Origin of the sequence: Sphingobacterium sp. CZ-2 (genome assembly GCF_004526235.1) — a bacterium.
Taxonomy (GTDB): Bacteria; Bacteroidota; Bacteroidia; order Sphingobacteriales; family Sphingobacteriaceae; genus Sphingobacterium; species Sphingobacterium tenebrionis.
Window position 1 is genome coordinate 3,697,132 of the sequence record NZ_CP038159.1, and the last position, 21,827, is coordinate 3,718,958.

A 21,827-nucleotide genomic window follows, 5' to 3' on the forward strand; every position below is an offset into this window, starting at 1 on the left:
AAAAGAGGGACCGTAAAAAGCAAACCATATCACTCGTGTTTATTGAACTCGATCTCTGCAATCTTGACAAGATCCTGCTCATCGAAAAGGAACATCACAGATGCCAGATACTTCCCTGGGGAAAGATCCTTGGGTATCGAAATGAAATGCTTCCTTCTGTCTCCTGGAAGGCAATAAAGACTTACATCCTTCAACTGTACCTTCCTACCATCTCCCTGGTTGAGAAACTCAGTCCTGATCCTTCCTTCCACCCATACGTTACCGGACACCTGAAAATCGGTCTCAAGATATCCTCCTAAGCTATCAAGGTGGACCACCTTGAGATCGGTGACCTCCAGATCAATCTGCTCTCTTGCTGGGAATCTATGATAGACCTTGATCCCTGAACGGACCGCAAGTCGGATGTTCGCACCATCACGGTCCTGGCGCGCCCTAGGGTTCATCTGAGTAATGAACAGCATCGCGGTATGTACCGATGTAGCTGAATCTATAGAAGATATTGGAGGTACTTTCATCCTTAACTGGATCCGTTTGGATTCACCCGGCTTGAGGGAAAAATATCCCTCAGAAACAGAAAGCCAATCGGAACAGGAATTGGGAAGTGAACCGCTATTTGATAACTGGTTCTCGCCCAACTCCGAATAGGACCAGTCCTCGAATGAAATGGCCAGTTGGAGTTCATAGTCGGAACTGGGATTGCTGACCTCCACAAATTGGAACTGTTCCTGCCCTGCTCCCGAAACAAAATAGATTCGTGGAGGACCAGCAGTAAGGCCAGTCTGGGACCAAGCTCCCTGGATTCCTATAATCACCACAAGACAGAAAATGTGAATAGACTTCATGTTAGAATAACTTTTTTGCAAATATACAGAAAAAGCAGGGATCCATTTTATTTGGCCCTGCTTTCTCCATAAGGTATTCGATGTCTAGTTGGCAGCAATCGTATATACCACATCGACAGAATAGACGGCACGTGACTCCTTGTTATTCAGCATCTTTTTGAGCAGATCTGCATTCTTTATCGGCTTACCTATGTACTTGACATCGATCTCCTGGTCCAACACTGAAGACTCTGCACCGCTGGTGTTCCCAAAACCTCCCCAGCTCATGCTGGCTGCAGCATCCAAGGTCTGTTTATTGCCTACAGCTATCTTCAGAACCTGGCTGGCATCAACGAAATCCTCACCACTTCCCTGCCCCTTCTTAAGCTTTGCTCCATCAGATAATGTTGCGTTAACCTGATATCCTGAGCCCACAGAAGAAACCTTGAGTTGTTTCAACACATTCTTTTCCACCCCGTTGTTGTAATCCTGGGTATTCTTGTATTCCAATGTCACTTCATCATCGTAACCGCTGCTCACAGGTCCATCCTGCCCCGCACCTGAACCAATGCTGATTGTCTGGAAAGGGTTAAGCACAACATTAACCTTCACTTTTGCTGAACCGTTCGTTGTCTGTGCCTTAACCATGCTTACGCCTGCTAAGAAAATTGCGGCGATCAGGATCATTTTTTTCATTTTTTTTATCTTGTTAAATCTGTTCAAATTCTTCGTCAATGGATCCTTTCCTATACCGGTCACATTGACGATGCAAAACTAGATTTAAACCCAAGATAAAAAATATGAATTTGATCAAATAAAATATGAAATTGAACGTAAAGGAAATTTTGTAGTCGCAGAGCCACATATCATTAAGATAACTGTCACAATTCGTCAAAATGAAATTGGATGACAGCCGTACCCGCACTCAAAGCAACGGTTTGGTCTACAATTATTCTGGCAGTAATGCCGCGAAGGATTTACCTCGTCTCGATACTGTACATGATATCGTTGGTCATGGTGATTGATTGATGTCTGGAGGCGAATTCTATCAGCTCCTGTCCTTTGGGCCCGCTGTAGGTCACATCGAAGGTCGAGCCAGTGGAGGGCTGGCTTGAGGAAATGATTACGGATTCTCTAGTGCCAAGATTGACATGGCCAAGTGAGATGGCCGCATCCTTGACAAGTGGCTGAGCACTGACCATGATACCTGTGAGCGAGGCCTTAAGAGAAGGACCGTCCAGTAAGCTAATGAATTCGGAATTAGCTAGCTTGACCTTTACCTCATATGCTTCAGTACTAAAAAGGGATAAATGAGCCGCCTGTAGGCTGTGCACACCCTGCTTATAGTCTTCTATGCTGGAATATGAGAGTGTGATCTTATCCTGCTGCGGGTGTATAGTGAGGCTCTGAGCCCGGTGAAGAACGATGTTCAACCGTACGTTCTGTCCTCTTGTTACCATTGAACCCACCCCTATCAGAAAAACTAATAATAACATGGCCCTTTTCATTTCCCCTCCTTTATCTGGTTGACATAAATATAAGTGTTTTTATAGTCCTTCCACCCATCATGCCAAAATATATGGAGACTTAGTTATAATTGTTACAATCTCCATTTCTTCCGGTATTCTTTCGGAGATATACCGAACCTTTTGGTAAAGGACGCACTGAAATTGTTCTCATTACTGAATCCCAGCTCCCAAGCAATCTGCTTAATGCTCTTAGCACCAGAGGTAAGCATACGTTTTTCCAGTTCACCTAAACTCTCGTTGATCAGCTCCTTCGGAGTCCTTCCGGTCAATCTCTTGGTCACCTCGTTCAGTTTCCTAGGGCTTACCCTGAGCTGATCGGCATAATAGGAGACCTTTCTCTGCCGATGGACGAACTTCTGGACTAGTATCTTGAAATCCCCGACCAACCTAGACTCTCCCCCGGGAGAGAGAAGTTCTGCATACTCCTCTTGCTTCATGTAGATGAACCCCATGAGAAGGATCTGCCTTACCATGTTGAAGGCCAGATCCCTGTAGACCGCCCGGTCGTAATTCGACTTGGCCAACGCAAGGTGGCCCACCATAAAATGGTAGTAACACGAATACTGCTGGGTGAGCTTCAGTATGCTGTATCCTTCTAAACTTTCCTGAAGGGGCCTAAAACTGAGCAGGAAGGACAGTTCCGACTCTGTCCTGGCTGCGAACCCCTGGGAGAAATATAGCATGTGAAAGATTCGGACCTCGCCTTTTCGTGCGGACACCCTTATCCCTTTGCCAATGAACACCAGGCTCAGTGGTTCCAATTCCAGCTTCCGATGCTCCACCATCAAGCTACCACCGGATTCATTAATGAACAGCACCTTGTAATAGTTCTTCTGCCAATCCTGGGATTTGCCCAGATTGACAGGATCACCACCGTTGACCTCTTTGATTCCGAATTCCATTTTCCAAATGTATTTAATATTCTCAAAATACAGATATTTTAAACTTACCCAATAAGTCCTAGCTTTTTTTACATTTAAAACTTTCCGACATCTAACTGGTAGGTAATGTGCAGTGTGAAGGATAACCTAGAGAAAATGCCGTGACACGTAATATTATAAGTAGGTAGGGTCATCGAACCACTACCCGATTCCCGGGAAATTTTCTGGGATACTATTAAATAACCTTTGAAGAGTTTTTTGTAGATTTGGTAAAAAATGATATTGATCCATAAAATAATCAAAACATATCTATTGGTCCTTGCCACATTAGCAACAGTGACCATTTCAGAGGCCCAGACACCGGGAGAACAGAAACTTGATCCATCAGGGTTTGTTACAAAGTACGACCCTGATTTTAATGGGATAGGTCCTAAGGTATATGTTTTGCCGGCTCCGAGGACCAAGAAGGAGGAACTGGCTGACTCATATAAAGAAAAGACGAATTTTTACGATTCGATATCCAAGCAGTTGGACTTTCAGAATCTGATCGAGGGATATAAAAGCACCTCAAATAAAGGTTTTATCCTTCAGAATATCAAACCTTTACCTGCTACGGATGCGGAATGGGAGGCTTTGATCCTGAAATTACATCAAAACAATAATCAGGCGCTTTCCGTGGGAATTGCGAATGAATATGCATTGGAATTGATCCGAAAAGGAGAATTGAGCAAGGCTATTGCTGTACTTGGAACGGGCATGAATGGTACCACTCTAGATACAGATTGGTCGGTCTTGCAGTTCAATCTCGCAAATACATTTCTCCTTAATGGGAACAACAAGGAAGCCATAGCCATTCAGGAGACCTTTCTAAGGAACGCAACCATCAATAGAAACTTAAATGACCAGGCAGATATCCTGGTCGGAATAGCTATCAGCGAAGCACACGGTAAGAATTACAGGGCAGCAGAGAACACGATCATCCGAAGGGCCATTCCCTTGTACAATAAGATCAAGGATGCAAAGGGAAAAGTGAATGCCTGGACGACATTGGCAAGGATCTACCAAGTCCAGAACAAACACACCGAAGCACAGTGGTTCCTGATCCAGGCACGCGACCTTGCCTTGACTAGGGATTATGGGAATGATCTGGCGGAAATGGAATATATGCTAGGATATTCAAAATATATCCAGCAGAACTACAAAGTAGCCAAGCTTGAAATGGAAAATGCAAGATCCATGGCAAGCCTGGAGAAGAATAAAATCCTTCAATTGGCAATCTCGGACAAGCTCGGGGACATCTATCTGAAATTGGGGTATTTTAAGGAAGCTGAAACGGCACTAGAGGATTATTGGAGGTTACGCCGGGAGATCTTCCCCAAAAGTGATGTGGACCTCTAGAGAAATCCTGCCAGCTGGCCCTGTGCTGGGTATGAATCGAACCACTCTTCCCCATAAAAATCCATTCCTCCTATGCATGAATGGGGGTGAATGAACGCTCTTTTTTAGTTAAAAAGAATTAAAACCATAATGTTTTGACAATTGGCATGATTATTTTACGTTCTGACAACGCAGGGTTGTTGGAATTTTGATTAATTTTAACATATCTTGGTAACACAAAGAATTTATAAAATCTAAAGTCAGGAACATATATGTTTAAAAATCTCATTTTTTGTCTTGCGTTGATTTCAGTGGTAGCCTGTGGGGCGAAACCACGAGTTAATTTGGAACAAGAGGGCATGGAGCTGAGGCCATCAACGCAACACGAAATCATCGCTAAGGAAGTCGCTAATCTTTTGGAGAACGTCAGCTACAAGAAAGTTCCCATGAACGATTCCCTTTCGAATATTGTCTATAAAAATCTGATCGAAACGATCGACCCGGGTAGGAACTATCTATTACAGTCGGATATTGATGGTTTTGAACAATACAAAAACAGCATCTCCCAGGATTTCCGCAAGGGTGACCTTACCAGTACCTTTTACATTTTCAGTAAATATGTAGATCGTTATCTAGAGGCCATGAATTATGCCCTGGCACAGATCGATGCCGTGCACGATTTTACAGTGGACGAGAACTACACCAGTTTCCGAGAGAAACTACCATGGTTCAAAACCGAGGCAGAAGTGAAGGACCAATGGCGAAGAAGGGTCAAGTATGATCTCCTGAACCTAAAATTGGCCTCAGCCGACTCGGCAAAGTTCGACCTGGAAAAAAGTAAGGAGTCCTTAAGGAGCCGTTACAACAACTTGATATCTCAGATCAGGAAAACGAATGCAAACGATGCTTTCCAAGTGATCATGACCTCCTTTACAGACGCCGTAGATCCACATACAAACTACTATAACCCTTCTCTGGCACAAGGTTTCAATGAAAGCATGTCGAACACCCTGGAAGGTATCGGTGCACAACTACAGATGGAGAACGAAATGGTGACCATCAAAATGATCATCGCTGGTGGACCGGCATTCAAGGAAAAATCCTTACAGATCAACGATCGTATTGTGGCAGTAGCACAAGGAAACTCAGAGTTTGAGGATATAATCGGATGGCGTCTGGATGCGGCAGTCGCTAAAATCAAAGGTAAGAAAGGAACGGTCGTCCGATTGAAGATATTACCTGCAGGTGCGGCACTGTCCACTCCACCTAAGATCGTGACAATCACTCGTGAAAAGATCGTACTGGCGGAGGAATCCGCAAAACGAAAGATCCAAACGGTGAAAGGAACCGATGGTAAGGACTATAAAATTGGGATCATCGACCTTCCGAAATTCTATATAGATTTTGAGGCAGTCCGTCGCGGAGATCCCGATTACAAAAGTACAACACGTGATGTTCGCCTTATCATTGATAGCCTGAAACGCGATGGGGTTGACGCTATTGTAATGGACCTGAGGAACAATGGTGGTGGTTCTTTGGTAGAGGCAGTGGAACTTACCGGACTGTTTATCGACAAAGGTCCTGTTGTACAGGTACGAGATACCAGAAACCGTGTTCAGGTAGATAATGATGAAGAGGCCGGGCTAGCCTGGGAAGGTCCTTTTGGTGTGATCATCAACCGTTTTTCGGCGTCTGCCTCAGAAATTTTCGCCGGAGCGATCCAAGATTATGGTCGTGGTGTGATCCTGGGATCTACCTCCTATGGTAAAGGCACGGTCCAGAGCGCGGTGGATATGTCTCGCTTTATATCGGCCACCAACAAGATCTTGATCAAAGCAGCCGGAAACAATGATCCCGATACCCCGAATGGTGCTCCTGAATTTGGACAGATAAATATCACGATGGGTAAATTCTACCGCGTGAATGGCAGCAGTACTCAACATAAAGGGGTGACACCGGATGTCACATTCCCTACGCAATATACCGCAGAGAAATTCGGTGAAAGTTCAGAACCTTCGGCATTACCCTGGGACCAGATCAAACCTACCAACTTCTCAAAAATTAGGGACCTGGCTGGTATCAATAACCAATTGGAATCCCTACATAAGGCGCGAATCCAGAAATCCCCAGCGTATAACTTCTTGTTAGAGGATATCGATGAGTTCAATAAAGCGGAAGAAATGCCTTCGATTAGCCTTAATGAAGCGAAATTGAAATCTGAACGCGAAAAGAACCGTTTGAAATTGCGCGACAGGATCAATAAGCAATTGGCTTTCGAAGGAAAACCATTGTGGAAGGAAGGTCAACCGCAACCAAAAGTAGAATATGATTTCGTATTGGATGAAAGTGCAAAGGTCATGGTAGATTTTATTAATATCAAAAAATAAAAAGTGTATTGACGGGACTACTCGTCATCGTGAGGCTTCAAGCCTCCCTGCTAGCAACGAAGCAGTCTTACACCATAGAAAAACGGCGGAGGATTTACCCTCAGCCGTTTTTTTATCTACAGATCCTTCGTCTCTGCTCTAGATCACATCCCCCATACCGGATAAACTCCTACCCTACAACAACTTGGAACTGACCATCCCCAATAATGATAAGGAATCAAACAAAATCCTCCTTCTATGGGTTCCTTAACCAATGGCTAACGGAACAAACAATACCACAAAAAGAAATCGCACCCTAAGAATCACCTTATACAGCCTGGGCATTATCCTTCTAACCGGGTTAATAGCCACTTGGATATTATCCTCCTATCTTGCGCCATACCTGAAAAGAGAATTCACCCAGAAGGTACATGAAGGATCGGATGGCCTATATAAATTGGACATGAAAGATCTGGATGTGACCTTGGCAACTGGGACCATCCAGATCCTGGACCTCAAACTATCCACCGACCCCAACATCCTAAAAAAACTTCAAGCCCAAGATTCACTTCCCGAAAACATCATCGAGGTAAACTCTCAGAACCTCAGACTTTCAGGGATAGGTATCATGGACCTATTATTCTCCAAAAAATTAGATATCTCATCCATCAGCATGGACTCGCTAAATCTTGTCCTTCATCAACATAAAACAAACAATCAGAAAAAAGAGAAAACCGGAACTGCCTATGGGTTGATCAAAAAACAACTCAAATCACTGCAGATCGGAAAGATCGGCCTCAAAAAAGCGAATCTGACAATCAAACATGACGGAAAGGACCTAGCTGTAAAAAAAATTGATCTACACCTTCAGGATATCCTGATCGATGAGAAATCAGAACAAGACCCTACAAGGGTATTATTTGCAAAGAATATCCAGATAGCCTTGCCCGAATTTGATTTTGAAATACCCAACAGTCCATATAAACTTTCCTTAAAAGATCTGCAGCTGAATGCCAAGGACAGTTTATTGACCATGAAGGATCTCCTGATCAGACCTATGGTCTCCAGAACAACCTTTGCGAAGAATGATAAAGAGAACAAAGCAATGATCGAGCTGAAATTGGGGGATATCACGATGTCCGGACTGCAACTGCGAAGGTTCATGGATGATAAAAAGATCAGGGCTAAAAACCTGCAACTGGAGAATGGAAATATCGACCTTTCAAAGGATAAACGCTATCAGGAAGAGGATGTTTCCAAGATCGGCGAAAATCCTGCCCAACAGATCATGTCCTTTGACCAACGGATCATCATAGATCGGGTGGATCTGAAAGGGATACGATTGAGTTATACGGAAAAGAGCAAGAAATACGATAGGGATGGAAACGTCCATTTCAATCAGATCCAAGGATCTATAAGGAATGTTAACAACGATACCCTGAGCTTGCTGAAGAATGGCCATATGGAGGCCGATCTTCAGGGTTACGCGATGGGAAAAGGACTGTTGAAAGCCTATTTTAACTTTGATATGTTGAGCAGGAATGGGAGATACAGTTATAAAGGATCTCTGGGAGAAATGCAGGCACCTGCCTATAATAAGATTTTGGCACCACTGTTGAACATCGAGATCAATTCGGGCAGAATCCGAAGGATCAAATTTGATATCCATGGTGATGATATCAATAGTGCGGGAACCTTTCATTTTGACTATGACCATCTTAAATTGAACATCTTGAAGGATCCGGATAGTGGTAAGAAAGGAAAGAAAGGGTTTCTGTCCCTATTGGCCAATACCTTCTTGATCAATGACAGTAATCCGGATGCCAATGAGAACTATACCGTAGCCCAAATTTATTATACCCGAACTCCAGAGCACCCCTATTTTAAGGTCGTATGGAAAACCTTATTGCAGGGGATAATTGAATGTACCGGGACGAACCCGGATATTTTACCTCTGTAGGTCCAGCATGAAATGCCGTAAGGGGTTCAAAGATCCAAGAACAGGGAGACCATTGACCCTGGTCCTCATTGCCAAGATCATCCCTCATTGCAGTGGTCCCGCAGGGAAGCTGGGAAGTGCGCATATTTGCAAATCGCCTGTCTTGACAGCATGATCCTAAAGGCCTGGTTGTCTTGTATCCCGAAATTAACAGATAGCCTGGTTGGGGCAGCGAAGTTTCTCTCAATGACAGGTAGATTTATTACATTTGCATAAACTATATCATCATGCGCTTAAACGGAAAACAATCATTCCTCTACAATAACTTTTTATGTCCTGCGCTCCTTTGGGTCATATTGTGCCTCGGAATCAGCTCAGCCCATTCACAGGAGCTTAACTCTGATCAGCTTTTCCAAAAAGCAAGGATTGAAGCATTTGAGAACAAAAATTATCCCGGGGCAATTAATATCGCGAAACAGGCATTGACAAGAAGCCCTGACTATACGGACATCCAGGTTTTCCTGGGAAGATTATACACCTGGTCCGATCAGCCTGATTCCGCCCGTATGGTTTTTCAAATGATCGCGCTTACCCCCCCCCAGGATCCTGATTTCTACCTAGCCTATGGTTCCCTAGAGTATTGGGAAGGCCAGCACCCCAAAGCCTTGCAGATCGTTAATAGAGGCCTGTCCATCTCGCCAAAAACAGAAGACCTCCTTTTATTAAAGGCGAAGATCCTTCAGAGCGCGAAACAATATGATGATGCCCTGAACTCTCTCCAATCCCTTTTGGAGGTAAACCCCAAAAATGGGGAGGCCAGGGATATGCTGGCTCGTTTAAAGAACCAGGAAACAGGACATGAAATCGGAATCAATTATAATTTCATGTACTTTAACACCCAGTTTGAGGACAATTGGCATGTTTTAGGTGCAAGTTATAAGCGTGCCACACCCATAGGTTCATTCATATTGCGGACAAACTACGCAAATAAATTTGCAGACAATGGAGTTCAATTTGAACTGGAGGCCTATCCGCGACTTTCCAACCTATTCTACATGTACCTAGGTGCGGGATATTCCGATGATGTGGGGATATTTCCCAAATTCAGATCTGGAGCATCCCTTTACGCCAACCTGCCAAAGAGCTTTGAAGCAGAGATTGGCTACCGGCAATTGAAATTCACCCAGGATATTTGGATGTACACAGCATCCATCGGAAAATATTATAAGAACTTTTGGTTCAACATCAGGACATACCTCACTCCTGATGAAGATAATATCTCCCAATCATATGCTGGAACTGTTCGATATTATACCAGGGGCGCAGATGATTATTTGGGACTTATCGTGGGAACCGGTATCAGCCCCGAAGAGAACCGCGAAAACCTCTTTACCGACAATCCTTATAAACTGAAATCCTTTAAAGCGGGTATGGATTACAATTTCACGGTTAGATCGAAGAATCTGTTCTCCATTACCGGGACCTATTATAACGTAGAATACAGACCGCAGACCAAGGATGACCAGTTTGATATCAGCCTGGGATATAGAAGAAGGTTCTAGGACCAGTTTACTTCTTAAAGAACTCCTGGTATACCGAATCGGGCATCAGTTTGCCGGAACGGATAAAATCCTTGTTCATATCCCGAAACTGCTCGAACCTAACACTTATGATTGATCCTTTAACATCTTCACTAACCGGATCCTCATTCAGGGACCTATCCAACTGAAAGAGTTTTTGGTCATTGATATGATATCCATCATAGACAAAATCGATCAATTGGGATTTGCTCTGCATGATCGGAATACCGAGTCCAGGTCTACTACCTCCGATATCCAGGCCTTTTCCTATCCAGGTAACCTTTTGTGGAACTTTCAAACCATAATTCTGACGATAATAGGCTAACAAGCTAGGGGCAAAATCGAAATGGCTGACTATATTGGTGAACCTCTTCTTTTCCTTAAGCATTTTCGAATACAGGATAAGAGGTACATGATAGCGATCGATCTTGGATTGCAGCGGAATTTCCGGCATTGCATGATCACCAGTAATAACAAAAATCGTATGCTTGAATTCGGCCCTCGTTGCATACTTCGCAAAAAACTCCCTAAGGGCATCATCTACATTAATCACAGAGATCAGTTGTTTCCTATTGGCCAAGGCAAATGTACGCTGTTCCTTGGTCAATCTAGGATCTTGAAGACGCTTCTCATATAGATCCGCATATTTCTTCTCATCATTGATCAAGAAAGGATTATGGGTGGACAAGGTAAGGGCGATATGAAAATACGGAGAGGCCGTTCCATCCCCTTGCCTGTACAATTGGTCCAGCACGGCCTGATCTTCATATCCCCAACTTTCACCAGCTGAACTTGGCAGCTTGCGATAACCCTTGGGGAAACTCCGCTGCTCGATGATCTTATCGGTCCTGTTGAATTCCAGGTATTTGGCCATGAAATCGAAATTACCATCACCACCGTAAATGAAAGCGGTTTGGAAATGGTTATGTTTCAGGACGTTCAGGAGATTGAAATGATCGGGATAATTTGCCTGTTCCAGGAATCCGGCACTGGCAAAGGGAAGAGATCCCAAAAGGGTTGGAAGTGCTGAGAATGTCCTACCGGAAGAGCTTAAGGCATTTTCCCAGACCATTGAGCTATCCTTCAGACTGCTCAAAAAAGGGGTAAAATCACCTATATAGCCCTTCGGGTCCGAATAGGCATTCCCCAATCCCTCAACAACGATCAGCACCAGATTGGGCACCTTTTCGGTCTTTACCATCAATGGGCCTAGCACATCCTTCGTTTGTTCCAGCTCCAGGAATGGGTAATCCGCAGAAATACCCGCATAGACAGCTCCAGGATTACTGTCAAAATATTCAGCCTTGATTTCCTGGATCAGGTGTTCGGCATTAGATTCCACAAAGAATCCCAATTTACTCCGTTCTGCGGTCTGAACAAATTCGTCCCTATCACTATTGAATTCCATGGATAGGCTCAGCAGAAGGATACTGGTAATACCTAATCCCATTAAGCCTAATCCCAAATATGCAGAGCCCTTCCATTTTTTAGCTATAAAATGGAAAAGGCTATAGATAGCCAAAAGACCGGCAAACAGGGCAAGGATATTCTTCCAGGTCAATACCTGGCTGGATTCCAGGATGTTTTTTATTTCCTCAGCGGAATAAAAGAAGAGATCGGTCCCCAACAGGTTTCTCGAGGATGAAAAGTAGTATGCCAGCAGCAATTGGGAAATTAGTAGAATCGCCAGAAGGAGATTAAATAACCATTTGGAAAGTGTACTGTTAAGCAGGTGGATAAGACCGAACAGCATCCCAAGAACAACTAGTAGCGTAAAACTGTAAAGCAGGTTGTTCCCGATCAGGATTAAAAACTCAGTTAACCCTTTGAACTGATGGATAAATGATCCATAGTGCAACCATTCGATCACGGAAAAAACAAGCCCAATGCCGATGAAAAGACTTCCGACCGTAGAAAAATGTTGCAGGATATGCTGCCCCGCCCTAACCAGCCTGGCCCTTAAACTTTCCTGGTGTTCCTGTGAAAAGCCCTGTCGGGTCATTTCGCCCCAACCGCTTTTCTTGCGGAAATAATCTACCATGCCGCGAATTCCAGCCCAGGTGACCAACGGATGGAAATAAAAAGGTTCAAATACAGCCGTTAGGAGCAATTTTCTCATATCCTTCTGTTTGGAATAGACCTGGCGGCTGACCAGATCAACAGCAATGGCATATGTGGAATACAGTACACTCCAAAAGACGACAAGCGCATACAACGCGATAAAAAAAGACCAGTTGATCGTCCCGGTAAAAACAAAGAACCAAAAGATGGCATATCCTGAAAACTCCACAAACGGTCCCAGGAATTCAAAGAAGAACCAATACGGAAGACTGACCATGCCGAGCTTTCCATATTTCGGGTTAAAGATCAGCTTCCTATGTTTCCAAAGGGTTTCCATCGTACCGCGCATCCAGCGGTTCCTTTGTTTCTTTAAGACGTCCTTATCTTCAGGAACCTCTGTCCAGCACAATGGATCGGGGATATTGATCACCTGATGTGGTAAATTATGCTCTATCATATAGCGGCGCATACGCACCACCAATTCCATATCCTCTCCTACGGTCGCATGGTCATAGCCCCCGCATGCCAGCAGGATCTCCTTATCGAATGCACCAAAGGCCCCAGAGATCAGGATCAACCCACTGGCCCGGGACCAGGCCATCCTTCCCAGTACAAATGCTCGGATATACTCCAATGCCTGCGATCGACCCAGCCAGGTTTTGGGCAAACTGACCTCCAGTACCTTTCCATGTTCGATCCTGCAGTTGTTGGCCAAACGAATAACACCACCGCAAGCGATCAAACGTTCATCGGTCTGTTCCATAAAGGGCTTGGCCAGTTTGAGCACAGCATCCTGTTCGATGATGCAATCTACATCGATGCATACAATATAATCTGACTTGGAGATATTGATCCCCACATTCAGCGCGTCGGCCTTGCCCCCGTTTTTCTTATCGACAACTATCAACTTCCTAAATGCCGGATTTGTGCTCTTATAGACCTGGATGACCTCTTGTGTGGACAGATTCCCCGGTATGATATAATGGATGGGTTCTAAGTGATAAGCCTTGATCAAACGCTCGATGGAATCATCCTTAGAGCCATCATTAACGATAATGATCTCCAATCTGTGGTAATATATGGACAGTAATGACCGTACATTCTCCACGATGGTCTTCCCCTCATTATATGCTGGTGCGATCAGGCTAAAACTTGGAGCATTCGGGTCAGTTGCAATGATTGAATAATCAGTAAAGACATTCCCCTGTTTATACCGCACCAGAGCACCATAGGAAAATATAGCTATCCATGTATATATAGAAAAGATTCCGGCCGCATAGAGCAGGAATAACCAAATGGTTATTTCATAAATTACCTTCGCTACTTCGCTCATATTTTACTCTTTAGGGCATGATTTAATACCAATCGGGTCTGATCCTGAGGTAGCAACTGTTCACGCAATTCCATCAGGAAGGGGATTTGGCCCATACTTGCCATTGCTTCCGCAATCAAAACCTTCCCTTCAGGGTTTGGATAGGCCAACAATTGTTCCTTCAGAAAATCCAATTTATCCAATGCACGGATCTGTCCTAACCCTCTGATTATGGAGAACTGTTCTTGAATGGTCGCTTTTGGGAAATAGGCCAACAATGCCGTGCTGGTATTTACCTGCTCAATACTGAACAGGGTTCTGACCAATTCCTCTTGGACCCTATGGTCCGAATTTTCCAATCTCTCCAACAGCACGCCTTCCATTTCAAATAACTGGAATTTCCTGATTATCTTTAGGGCCAATCTGATGACGGAAACATTCGTGGAATGCAACCACTCTAAAAGAGTTGTGACAGCATCTTCTGGAAGGACCTTTATGGAATTCAGAATCCTCAGCTGTTGCCACTCCGATATGATGGTTTCCACACCATACAAAAATGATAGGCCGTTGAAACCTTCAAAATAAACTATGGCCAATTGTGCCTCTTGGGATACAATTTCGCTAGGGTGGTCCAATGTTTTTCGAATTTCCTGTAGTGCTTCCCTGACCTGCATGACTGTTAAGGCTTGTATGCCCCGGGCGATTAGGTAGGGCCTACTGTTGGAAAGCATCTGGTAAGCTTCCTTATCCAACCCGTAAATGTAAAAGATGTTCATTATGGTCTTTGCAGCAGTACCGGTAAACCTACGTTCAGATTCGATCAATTGACCAATAAAAAAACGTCTGAAGGTCTGTCTCTTGCACAAGTTTTCCAGAGACGGATCAACCTGCTGGGACTGTTCCATTAGGGTGACTATCGATTTTATAAGGTAATCATCCAGGAGCTTCTTCCATCGGGTCTTGTCCGCCAGCGCTTTATATTCCCTGAAACTATAAAAAAGCAGACCCAATGTAAAAAGGAATACCAGGATCAATACGACCTGGATAGCGATCATTAGTTCATGAATGTTCAGTACCGGCTCCATCAAATGGTCATTTCTTCCTTAATCTGTTAATTCTGATAATCAGTTCATTGGGACTGAAAGGCTTGATGATGTAATCAGAGGCACCAAGATCAAATGCCTCCAGAACGATCTCCTCCTGTCCCATGCTCGAGAGCATGATGATAGGAATGGGTTCGTCCATCATCTTGACCTCCGCCAAAATTTCTATGCCCGAAGCAAAGGGCATCATGATATCTGAAATAATCAGATCAATACCTCCCTGTCTGATTATGGAAATGGCATCAAGGCCATTTCTTGTCAGCACAACATCAAACCCCTCCTTGGTCAATTTATGTTCCAGTGTTCTGAGGATCAGTTCATCGTCCTCGGCCAATAACACAACCATTTTATCTACTCCTCTATCTGCTTTAAAAGTTTAAAAATCAATTCAATTTCTGCATAAATATTTTCCAAGCCCTCATTCAGGTTTGGATCTTCCGGTTTTTTATCCCGGAACGAGGTATTTAACATATCCGTTGCCGAATCATGGTCCCTCAGTATCAAGGATTCCAATGCCACAATCAGATTGTTGAGTTCAATAAGTCCAGAGGTGCCTGAGGTGCCTTTCATTTTATGGAGAAGACGACCGATAACCTCCACATCGCCATGTTTTTCTGCAATTTTCAACTGTTCTCTTTGGGATCTTAGTTCCTTTTTGACCAGGCCCAGGAACACCTTCCTGAAATCTGGATCTGAATCTGTGGCCTCCCGGATTATCCGATTATCAATATGTAGTACGAGTGCCCCTGGAAGATTATATTTACGCTTATGGAGCCCAAGCTGCTTAAGCACCCGTTCCCTGAATTCATCAAACCGGATTGGCTTGGCCAAAAAATCGGTCATTCCTGCCTCCAGGCACCTCTCTCTTTCCCCCTTAATGGTTCCTGCAGATATTCCTATGATCGGAGTGTGTCCATAGCCCTTTAGGGTTCGGATACTTTTGGTGGCCTCCGTTCCATCCATCAATGGCATCTGTATATCCATCAGGATCAGATCGAAATCCTCCTTGTGGCACTCTTGGACGGCCAATAAACCATTCTCTACGCCTACGGTAAGACTGTTTGGAAGTACCTGCTCGATCAATCGTATGTTCAGTTCCATATTGACGGTATTATCATCGGCCAATAATACCTTATAGATATGCTTTTGCTCTTGCTGGCCTGAGTTTTTCTGATCTGTTTCAATGCGACCGGGATTGGAATCCACTGGCTCTGATTGTACTTCATCGGTTGTTTTGGGCCTGTTCCGTAAGATTCGATAGAGTTCCTCGGAAATGATAGGTTTGGCCAGACAGTAGCAGTTGGGCTGATGTCGAAAGTCACCAAAATGTTCCTGATCCTCTGAGGAGCTGTGCAGGATTAGAATTGGTGTTGCCTGCTGTCTTGACTCATATATATCCTTGATCTTTTGGATGGTTTCCAGGCCATTCAGGATGGGCATCCGATAGTCCATCAATATGGCATCAAACTGCTGACCTTCCATCAACAACTGCAGTGCCCCGAAACCATTTTCTACGGATTGGGTATGTACATCCTTAAACGAGAGCATATGCTCCAGAATAATGCGGTTATTGGCATTATCATCTACGATAAGTACATTCTCCACGGCCAAGGCCTTCTCTAGGGAGGTTGGATTTTCAAAGGGAACATCAATCTCAAAACAGAACGTGGAACCTATCCCAGGGGTACTCTCCAGCATCAGTTCACTCCCCATATACTTCAGTATGTTGTTGGAGATGGTCAGGCCTAGGCCTGTACCTCCAAAACGTTTGCTAACCGAGCTATCCTCTTGGGTGAAGGCATCAAAAATCCGTTGTTGCTTTTCCTTTGGGATACCTATCCCAGTATCCCTGACCGAGAACTTCAAGCGAACAATCTCCTCATTGATCCAAACTTTTGATACCCCCAGTTCGATCTCTCCGTTCTCTGTAAATTTGACGGCATTTCCCAATAGATTGACCAACACCTGTTTTATCCTAGATTCATCTATGAAGATGACCCCTGGCAGACCCTGCTCTATGTTCAATAGTAATTCAATACCTTTATTCTGGGCCTGGTACAGGATGACATGAATGACCTGGTTCACCATTTCGTAAATATCATAGCGATCGACATAGAACTCCAGTTTTCCGGATTCAATCTTTGAAAAGTCCAAGATATCATTGATGATGGAAAGTAGACTTGTGCCCGATTCATGCACATATTTTAGATATTGTTTCTGGAGATCGTTCAAAGGGGTTTTTAATAGCAGATCCGAAAATCCGATGACTCCGTTTAAAGGGGTTCGGATCTCATGGCTCATATTGGCAAGGAATTCTGACTTGGCTTTACTGGCCAGATCAGCAAGTTCCTTCGCCTTCTTGAGCTCTTCATTCTGGGCCACCTGTTCACTGATGTTTTGAGAAAAGATGATGATCCCTCCTATGCTACCATCACCCAACCGCCATGGACGGACCTCCCAATTGTAATGCTGAGCCTCCTCTCGCCCTTCGATCAACAATAACTCATCGGTATTTCGGTAGGCAATACCCTGTAGGGCGTTCTCGTATATTCTTTTTCGCTTATCCGGGATATTTGGAAAAAGTTCATAAAGGTTATGGTTCAATTGAATAGACCTGCCTATGTGGAACTCCTCCCTCCATTGTTGACTGATTGCCAAATAGTTAAGGTCATAATCGAACATTGCAACTGAGGCCGGAACATGTTCCACGAAAGATTGTAGCATGGCCTCCTTACGTTCCAATTCCAGGAACATTTGCTTACCTTGGTCAATATCCTGGATAATGCCGAATACACGTTCACACCGGCCATTGACCATTTCAGGTATCCCTTTTATACGGACCCAGATCTCCTCGCCCGAGTCCTTTTTTAGCTTCAGTTCAAGATCGTAGGGTCTACCGCTCTTGATCGCTTCATGGAAGTTTGACCGGAGGTGGTTCTTTTCCTCCTCTGCATAAAACCCAAAAACATTTTCCATTGTGGGCTGAAAATCAGAAGCCACTCCATGTATGAGTTTCGTTGAATCCGACCAAAAGATCTCGTTCTTAACAAGATCTGATTCCCAACCACCAACCTGCGCTACAAGATTGGTCTGTTCAAGGATCTGTTGGGTTCGTAGGAGATTCTTTTCCAGGATGATCCTCTCGGTCATATCCAGGGCGGTACTTACCACATAGGACCTCCCGTTGCCATCCTGTTCCAGCATATTATTATAGAGCCAGTAGATCCATTCTCCGGATCGTTTCATCAGCACCATCATACCTCTTGCCTCACCGTAGGCCTGGATCTGGTCGAGATAGGCCCTTAAGAGATGTTTGTTCTCCTGGGGAATAAGGTCGATGAGATTCAGCCCTTCGACTTCCTCCGCCCTATAGCCCAGAACTTCCCTGCCCTTTTCATTTACTTCCAGGATATTCCCTTCCATATCGTGCATGCTCATCAGCCCGATGCCGTTCTCGAAGAAATTCCTGAACCTTCTTTCGGAAAGCTCCAGTTTCAGCTTCTCTGCATTTTCTTTGGTCATATTGCGACCGAATGCAAAGATTTCCCTGTTCGTAGGATCGTGCTTAATACTCCAATCAACGCTAACTTCCTGGAATCCAGGAAGCATTGTATGTGTCTGTAATTCGCTATTGTCTTTCCTGAGCAACAACTCTCTATCACCTTTGACCTGCATCAGCTCCAGAAAATCCATACCGATGAGCTGGCCTACCGACATCCCGAATAGATCAGCAAAAGAAGGATTCGTTTGCTTCAATCTGAAACCTTCATCCATCACACAGATCATATTCTGCGTATTTGACAATATCTCCTTAAAATATCCGGCCTGAAGGCTCCTTCTTTTTGCAAGTAGGACTCCTACTACAGCCTCACCGAGTTTGGTTAATTCCCGCAACTGCTTCTCCGACAATGTTTTCTCCTTAAAATCGACCACACAGATCGTCCCCAAGGCCATTCCACGATCATCATTCAATGGTACACCGGCATAAAAACGAATGTTGCCAGCCTTGATCAACGGATTATCGGATGTACGCGGATCGGAAAAGGTATCTGTGATCATCAGGGGGCCTTCACCCATCAGGGTATACTGGCAAACGGTATTTTTTCTTTCAACTGTTTCCAGATCCATTCCGATACAGCTCTGGATTCTTTGTATGTCCTCCTCCATGATGCCAATGATGCAGGTGGGGCTATCGGTCAAAAGACAGGCCAGCTCAGCAAAAACATCCAACTCTGGCATCCTCCCCAACCCTATCAGTCCGAAGGAGTTCAGAGCCTCTAACCGTGTCTTTTCGTTATCAGGTATTGGTAGGATATTCATAAATATATCTCAGGAATCTAATTATGCAATCGTGAAGATAAGCATAAATCCCTGAGATATGCTCCCATTTAGGAACAATTAACCTAAAAGGACAATATTTAAAAAATAGGTTCAAAATTTTATCCCCCAAATTCCATGAGAAAGGCTTTTAGGAAACTGTCAAGATCTCCATCAAGTACAGATTGGGTGTTGGAAGTTTCCACATTCGTCCTAAGGTCTTTGATAAGCTTGTAAGGGTGAAGTACATAATTTCTGATCTGGGATCCCCATTCAATCTTCTTCTTGGAGCCCTCTATGGCAGCTGTAGCCTCCTGGCGCTTGCGCATCTCGATCTCGTACAATTGGGACTTTAACAACCTCATTGCATTTTCCTTGTTCTGTAATTGTGATCGGGACTCCTGATTCTTGATGATGATGCCGGTTGGTTTATGGTGCAATCGAACCGCCGTTTCTACTTTGTTCACGTTCTGTCCACCAGCACCACCTGCCCTAAAGGTATCCCACTCGATCTCCGAATCCTTGATTTCAATTTCAATATTATCATCCACCAGGGGATAAACATAGACCGAAGCAAAAGAGGTGTGTCTTTTACCATTGGAATCGAACGGTGAAATACGGACCAAACGGTGCACGCCATTTTCTCCTTTCAGGTAGCCGTAAGCGAAGTTACCGGAAAACTGAAGGGTCACGGTCTTGATCCCCGCCACATCTCCTTCTTGATAATCCTGCTCCGTTACCTTACAACCGTGTTTTTCGCCCCACATGATATACATACGCATCAACATGGCTGCCCAATCACAGGATTCCGTCCCCCCGGCCCCGGCAGTGATCTGAAGAATTGCATCCAACTGATCTTCCTCTGCACTCAACATGTTCTTGAATTCCAGTTCTTCGATATCCGAAAGAGCAATCTGGTATTGCTCCTCCAATTCCTTATCCGTTGCATCTCCAGCCTGGAAAAACTCGTACAATACCCCTGTATCTTCCACAGAAGCCGTTACCGCATCAAATTGATCGGTCCAAACTTTATGGTTCTTTATCGCGTGTAATACTTTTTCTGCTGCTTTGGGATCATCCCAAAAATCAGGTTGAAGCGTGATCTGGGTATCACGATCTATCTCTTCTTTTTTGGCATCAATGTCAAAGATGCCTCCTCAGGGATGCCAATCGATCCCTCAAGTCTTGTATTTGTTCCTTGGTCATATCACAAAGATAAAATAAAATGGAACTTACCTATGAAATTCATAGGTATAAACATTATAGGGAAGAATTTTTTTGGCCAATTGCCAGGAAATAAAGCAGCAGATCACTAATGGACCAATCAAAACGAACGCATTTGGCGCTAAAGAGCAAGCTAGAATAGCGGCTGTCCAAGGTGCGAAAATGGCCGCTGAAAGCGCTACTGCAGCACCTATGACCAGAAAGTTGATCGGCACCAAATCAAGACCAAAAAAGGTATTCCCCAAGTAGCAGACCATTAATCCAAGAAATCCTCCAGCCACGATACTCGGTGCAAAAACTCCACCATCTCCACCGGCACCCAAGGTAAGCGAAGCGGCGATCGGCTTCAATAATACCACGAGAATCAACATTCCCCAAGAGATTGTACCTGCATGCAGCACCTCTTTTAACCCATGGTAGCTGTCGCCATAGAGCGCCGGAATGGCGAATATAAAGAGTCCAACGGTAATGGCTCCAAGATTTACACGGACAAAATTATTGTTGATATTGCCAAAGAATGATTTCACCTTAATAACCATGAAGGTGAAATATACCGCTAAGAAAGCTGCCAAAATGGATAATAACAGCATAAAGGGTATCGCCTTATAGGACCAATGATTTACGGCTACCTGAAACATCGATTGTTCATTAAAAAGCAGGATAATACACAGGGAAACAACCGCAGCAATAGAACAGGTGATGATTTTTGTTTTTGTCCAACCTCGGTGGATAACTTCCATGGAAAAGAGAAATCCCACCATAGGGTTTACAAACAACACACCTACTCCTGCTGTGACAGCTGCACAGATCAGTTCTATCTTGTATTTTTTTGCGGCAATTTTTCGCTGGTACATGGCATTCCCAACAGTAGCGGAAGCCACAACAGTGGAAACCTCCACGCCTGTTGAACCCCCAAAGACAACGGTTAAGAATCCATTGATGTAATGGGATGCCACCTTAAATAAAGGAAGATGCTCCCGTCGGGCATATAATGTTTTATATATCTCGGTGATCCCTTTGTTTTTTCTTCCTTGAAATAGGTATTTACGCAAAAAATATATCGCGGTGGTACCAATGGTGGGCAATAGGATAAAGAGCCAGGTGTTGCGTTGTTCAACAAAATGGAATACCGTTTCTTCAAAAAACTCTGTAAAATGCTTTAAGGAAAGTGCTAATATAGAACAGATGATAGCAGTTAGCATGGAGGAAGCGATGAGTTTGCCCCAATTATTCAAAATAATGTTTTTTCTATACATTTGAAATGTAATTGATAGAACAAAGATACTACAAAATTGTCCATTGATAGGCTGTTAATCC

Annotated in this window: 14 protein-coding genes; 4 read left to right on the forward strand and 10 right to left on the reverse strand. The window is 44.1% G+C overall.

The window, feature by feature from the left end; genetic code table 11:
* Positions 1-29: 29 nt before the first annotated feature.
* From E3D81_RS16130 to E3D81_RS16145, 4 genes are all read right to left on the reverse strand, one after another.
* Positions 30-842 (reverse strand): hypothetical protein, encoded by an 813-nt coding sequence (locus E3D81_RS16130; RefSeq protein ID WP_134778219.1) that lies wholly within the window; start codon positions 840-842, stop codon positions 30-32.
* A gap of 84 nt (positions 843-926) precedes the next feature.
* On the reverse strand, positions 927-1,517 hold the full coding sequence (locus E3D81_RS16135) for a hypothetical protein (protein ID WP_134778220.1): 591 nt from the start codon (positions 1,515-1,517) through the stop codon (positions 927-929).
* A 281-nt stretch (positions 1,518-1,798) separates the two neighbouring features.
* Positions 1,799-2,329, reverse strand: coding sequence for a hypothetical protein (locus tag E3D81_RS16140; RefSeq protein WP_134778221.1), 531 nt, complete (start codon positions 2,327-2,329; stop codon positions 1,799-1,801).
* Positions 2,330-2,421: 92 nt separating this feature from the next.
* Entirely contained in the window at positions 2,422-3,252 is an 831-nt protein-coding gene (locus E3D81_RS16145; RefSeq protein ID WP_134778222.1) for a helix-turn-helix domain-containing protein, read from the reverse strand.
* Positions 3,253-3,507: 255 nt separating this feature from the next.
* On the opposite strand from E3D81_RS16145, the gene E3D81_RS16150 reads away from it, so the two are divergent.
* The 4 genes from E3D81_RS16150 (at position 3,508) to E3D81_RS16165 (ending at position 10,475) form a co-directional block, all read left to right on the forward strand.
* A complete protein-coding gene (locus E3D81_RS16150; protein WP_134778223.1) occupies positions 3,508-4,629 on the forward strand; it encodes a tetratricopeptide repeat protein in 1,122 nt (373 codons plus the stop codon).
* 251 nt (positions 4,630-4,880) lie between these two features.
* Positions 4,881-6,995, forward strand: coding sequence for a carboxy terminal-processing peptidase (locus E3D81_RS16155; protein ID WP_134778224.1), 2,115 nt, complete (start codon positions 4,881-4,883; stop codon positions 6,993-6,995).
* Between the two features lie 253 nt (positions 6,996-7,248).
* Positions 7,249-8,934, forward strand: coding sequence for a hypothetical protein (locus E3D81_RS16160; RefSeq protein ID WP_134778225.1), 1,686 nt, complete (start codon positions 7,249-7,251; stop codon positions 8,932-8,934).
* A 266-nt stretch (positions 8,935-9,200) separates the two neighbouring features.
* Complete coding sequence (locus E3D81_RS16165; protein WP_134778226.1) at positions 9,201-10,475, forward strand: YaiO family outer membrane beta-barrel protein; 1,275 nt, start codon at positions 9,201-9,203, stop codon at positions 10,473-10,475.
* 7 nt (positions 10,476-10,482) lie between these two features.
* Here E3D81_RS16165 and E3D81_RS16170 read toward each other — a convergent pair whose 3' ends face one another.
* The 6 genes from E3D81_RS16170 to E3D81_RS16195 all read right to left on the reverse strand — a co-directional run bounded on the left by E3D81_RS16170 (position 10,483) and on the right by E3D81_RS16195 (position 21,766).
* Positions 10,483-13,887, reverse strand: a complete 3,405-nt coding sequence (locus E3D81_RS16170) for a sulfatase-like hydrolase/transferase (RefSeq protein WP_134778227.1) — start codon at positions 13,885-13,887, stop codon at positions 10,483-10,485.
* Positions 13,884-14,951: a HEAT repeat domain-containing protein gene (locus tag E3D81_RS16175; RefSeq protein WP_134778228.1), complete on the reverse strand. Its 1,068-nt coding sequence runs from the start codon at positions 14,949-14,951 to the stop codon at positions 13,884-13,886. The genes E3D81_RS16170 and E3D81_RS16175 overlap by 4 nt, the downstream gene beginning before the upstream one ends.
* Before the next feature lie 7 nt (positions 14,952-14,958).
* Positions 14,959-15,315 (reverse strand): response regulator transcription factor, encoded by a 357-nt coding sequence (locus E3D81_RS16180; RefSeq protein ID WP_134778229.1) that lies wholly within the window; start codon positions 15,313-15,315, stop codon positions 14,959-14,961.
* A 5-nt stretch (positions 15,316-15,320) separates the two neighbouring features.
* Positions 15,321-19,289, reverse strand: a complete 3,969-nt coding sequence (locus E3D81_RS16185) for a response regulator (RefSeq protein WP_134778230.1) — start codon at positions 19,287-19,289, stop codon at positions 15,321-15,323.
* Between the two features lie 119 nt (positions 19,290-19,408).
* Positions 19,409-20,492, reverse strand: a protein-coding gene (gene prfB, locus E3D81_RS16190) for a peptide chain release factor 2 (protein WP_134778231.1) whose coding sequence is annotated in 2 segments (ribosomal slippage) — positions 19,409-20,431 and positions 20,433-20,492 — 1,083 coding nt in all. Because the reading frame shifts where the segments join, the coding sequence is not laid out codon by codon here.
* A gap of 26 nt (positions 20,493-20,518) precedes the next feature.
* Complete coding sequence (locus tag E3D81_RS16195) at positions 20,519-21,766, reverse strand: chloride channel protein (protein WP_134778232.1); 1,248 nt, start codon at positions 21,764-21,766, stop codon at positions 20,519-20,521.
* Between the last annotated feature and the right edge of the window lie 61 nt (positions 21,767-21,827).

What these genes read in the sequence shown, in the direction of transcription:
- E3D81_RS16175 (WP_134778228.1), bottom strand. Translation starts at nt 14,951, where the DNA reads ATGGAGCCGGTACTGAACATTCATGAACTAATGATCGCTATCCAGGTC.
- E3D81_RS16165 (WP_134778226.1), top strand. Translation starts at nt 9,201, where the DNA reads ATGCGCTTAAACGGAAAACAATCATTCCTCTACAATAACTTTTTATGT.
- E3D81_RS16170 (WP_134778227.1), bottom strand. Translation starts at nt 13,887, where the DNA reads ATGAGCGAAGTAGCGAAGGTAATTTATGAAATAACCATTTGGTTATTC.
- E3D81_RS16180 (WP_134778229.1), bottom strand. Translation starts at nt 15,315, where the DNA reads ATGGTTGTGTTATTGGCCGAGGACGATGAACTGATCCTCAGAACACTG.
- E3D81_RS16145 (WP_134778222.1), bottom strand. Translation starts at nt 3,252, where the DNA reads ATGGAATTCGGAATCAAAGAGGTCAACGGTGGTGATCCTGTCAATCTG.
- E3D81_RS16160 (WP_134778225.1), top strand. Translation starts at nt 7,249, where the DNA reads ATGGCTAACGGAACAAACAATACCACAAAAAGAAATCGCACCCTAAGA.
- E3D81_RS16135 (WP_134778220.1), bottom strand. Translation starts at nt 1,517, where the DNA reads ATGAAAAAAATGATCCTGATCGCCGCAATTTTCTTAGCAGGCGTAAGC.
- E3D81_RS16130 (WP_134778219.1), bottom strand. Translation starts at nt 842, where the DNA reads ATGAAGTCTATTCACATTTTCTGTCTTGTGGTGATTATAGGAATCCAG.
- E3D81_RS16150 (WP_134778223.1), top strand. Translation starts at nt 3,508, where the DNA reads ATGATATTGATCCATAAAATAATCAAAACATATCTATTGGTCCTTGCC.
- E3D81_RS16140 (WP_134778221.1), bottom strand. Translation starts at nt 2,329, where the DNA reads ATGAAAAGGGCCATGTTATTATTAGTTTTTCTGATAGGGGTGGGTTCA.
- E3D81_RS16185 (WP_134778230.1), bottom strand. Translation starts at nt 19,289, where the DNA reads ATGAATATCCTACCAATACCTGATAACGAAAAGACACGGTTAGAGGCT.
- E3D81_RS16195 (WP_134778232.1), bottom strand. Translation starts at nt 21,766, where the DNA reads ATGTATAGAAAAAACATTATTTTGAATAATTGGGGCAAACTCATCGCT.
- E3D81_RS16155 (WP_134778224.1), top strand. Translation starts at nt 4,881, where the DNA reads ATGTTTAAAAATCTCATTTTTTGTCTTGCGTTGATTTCAGTGGTAGCC.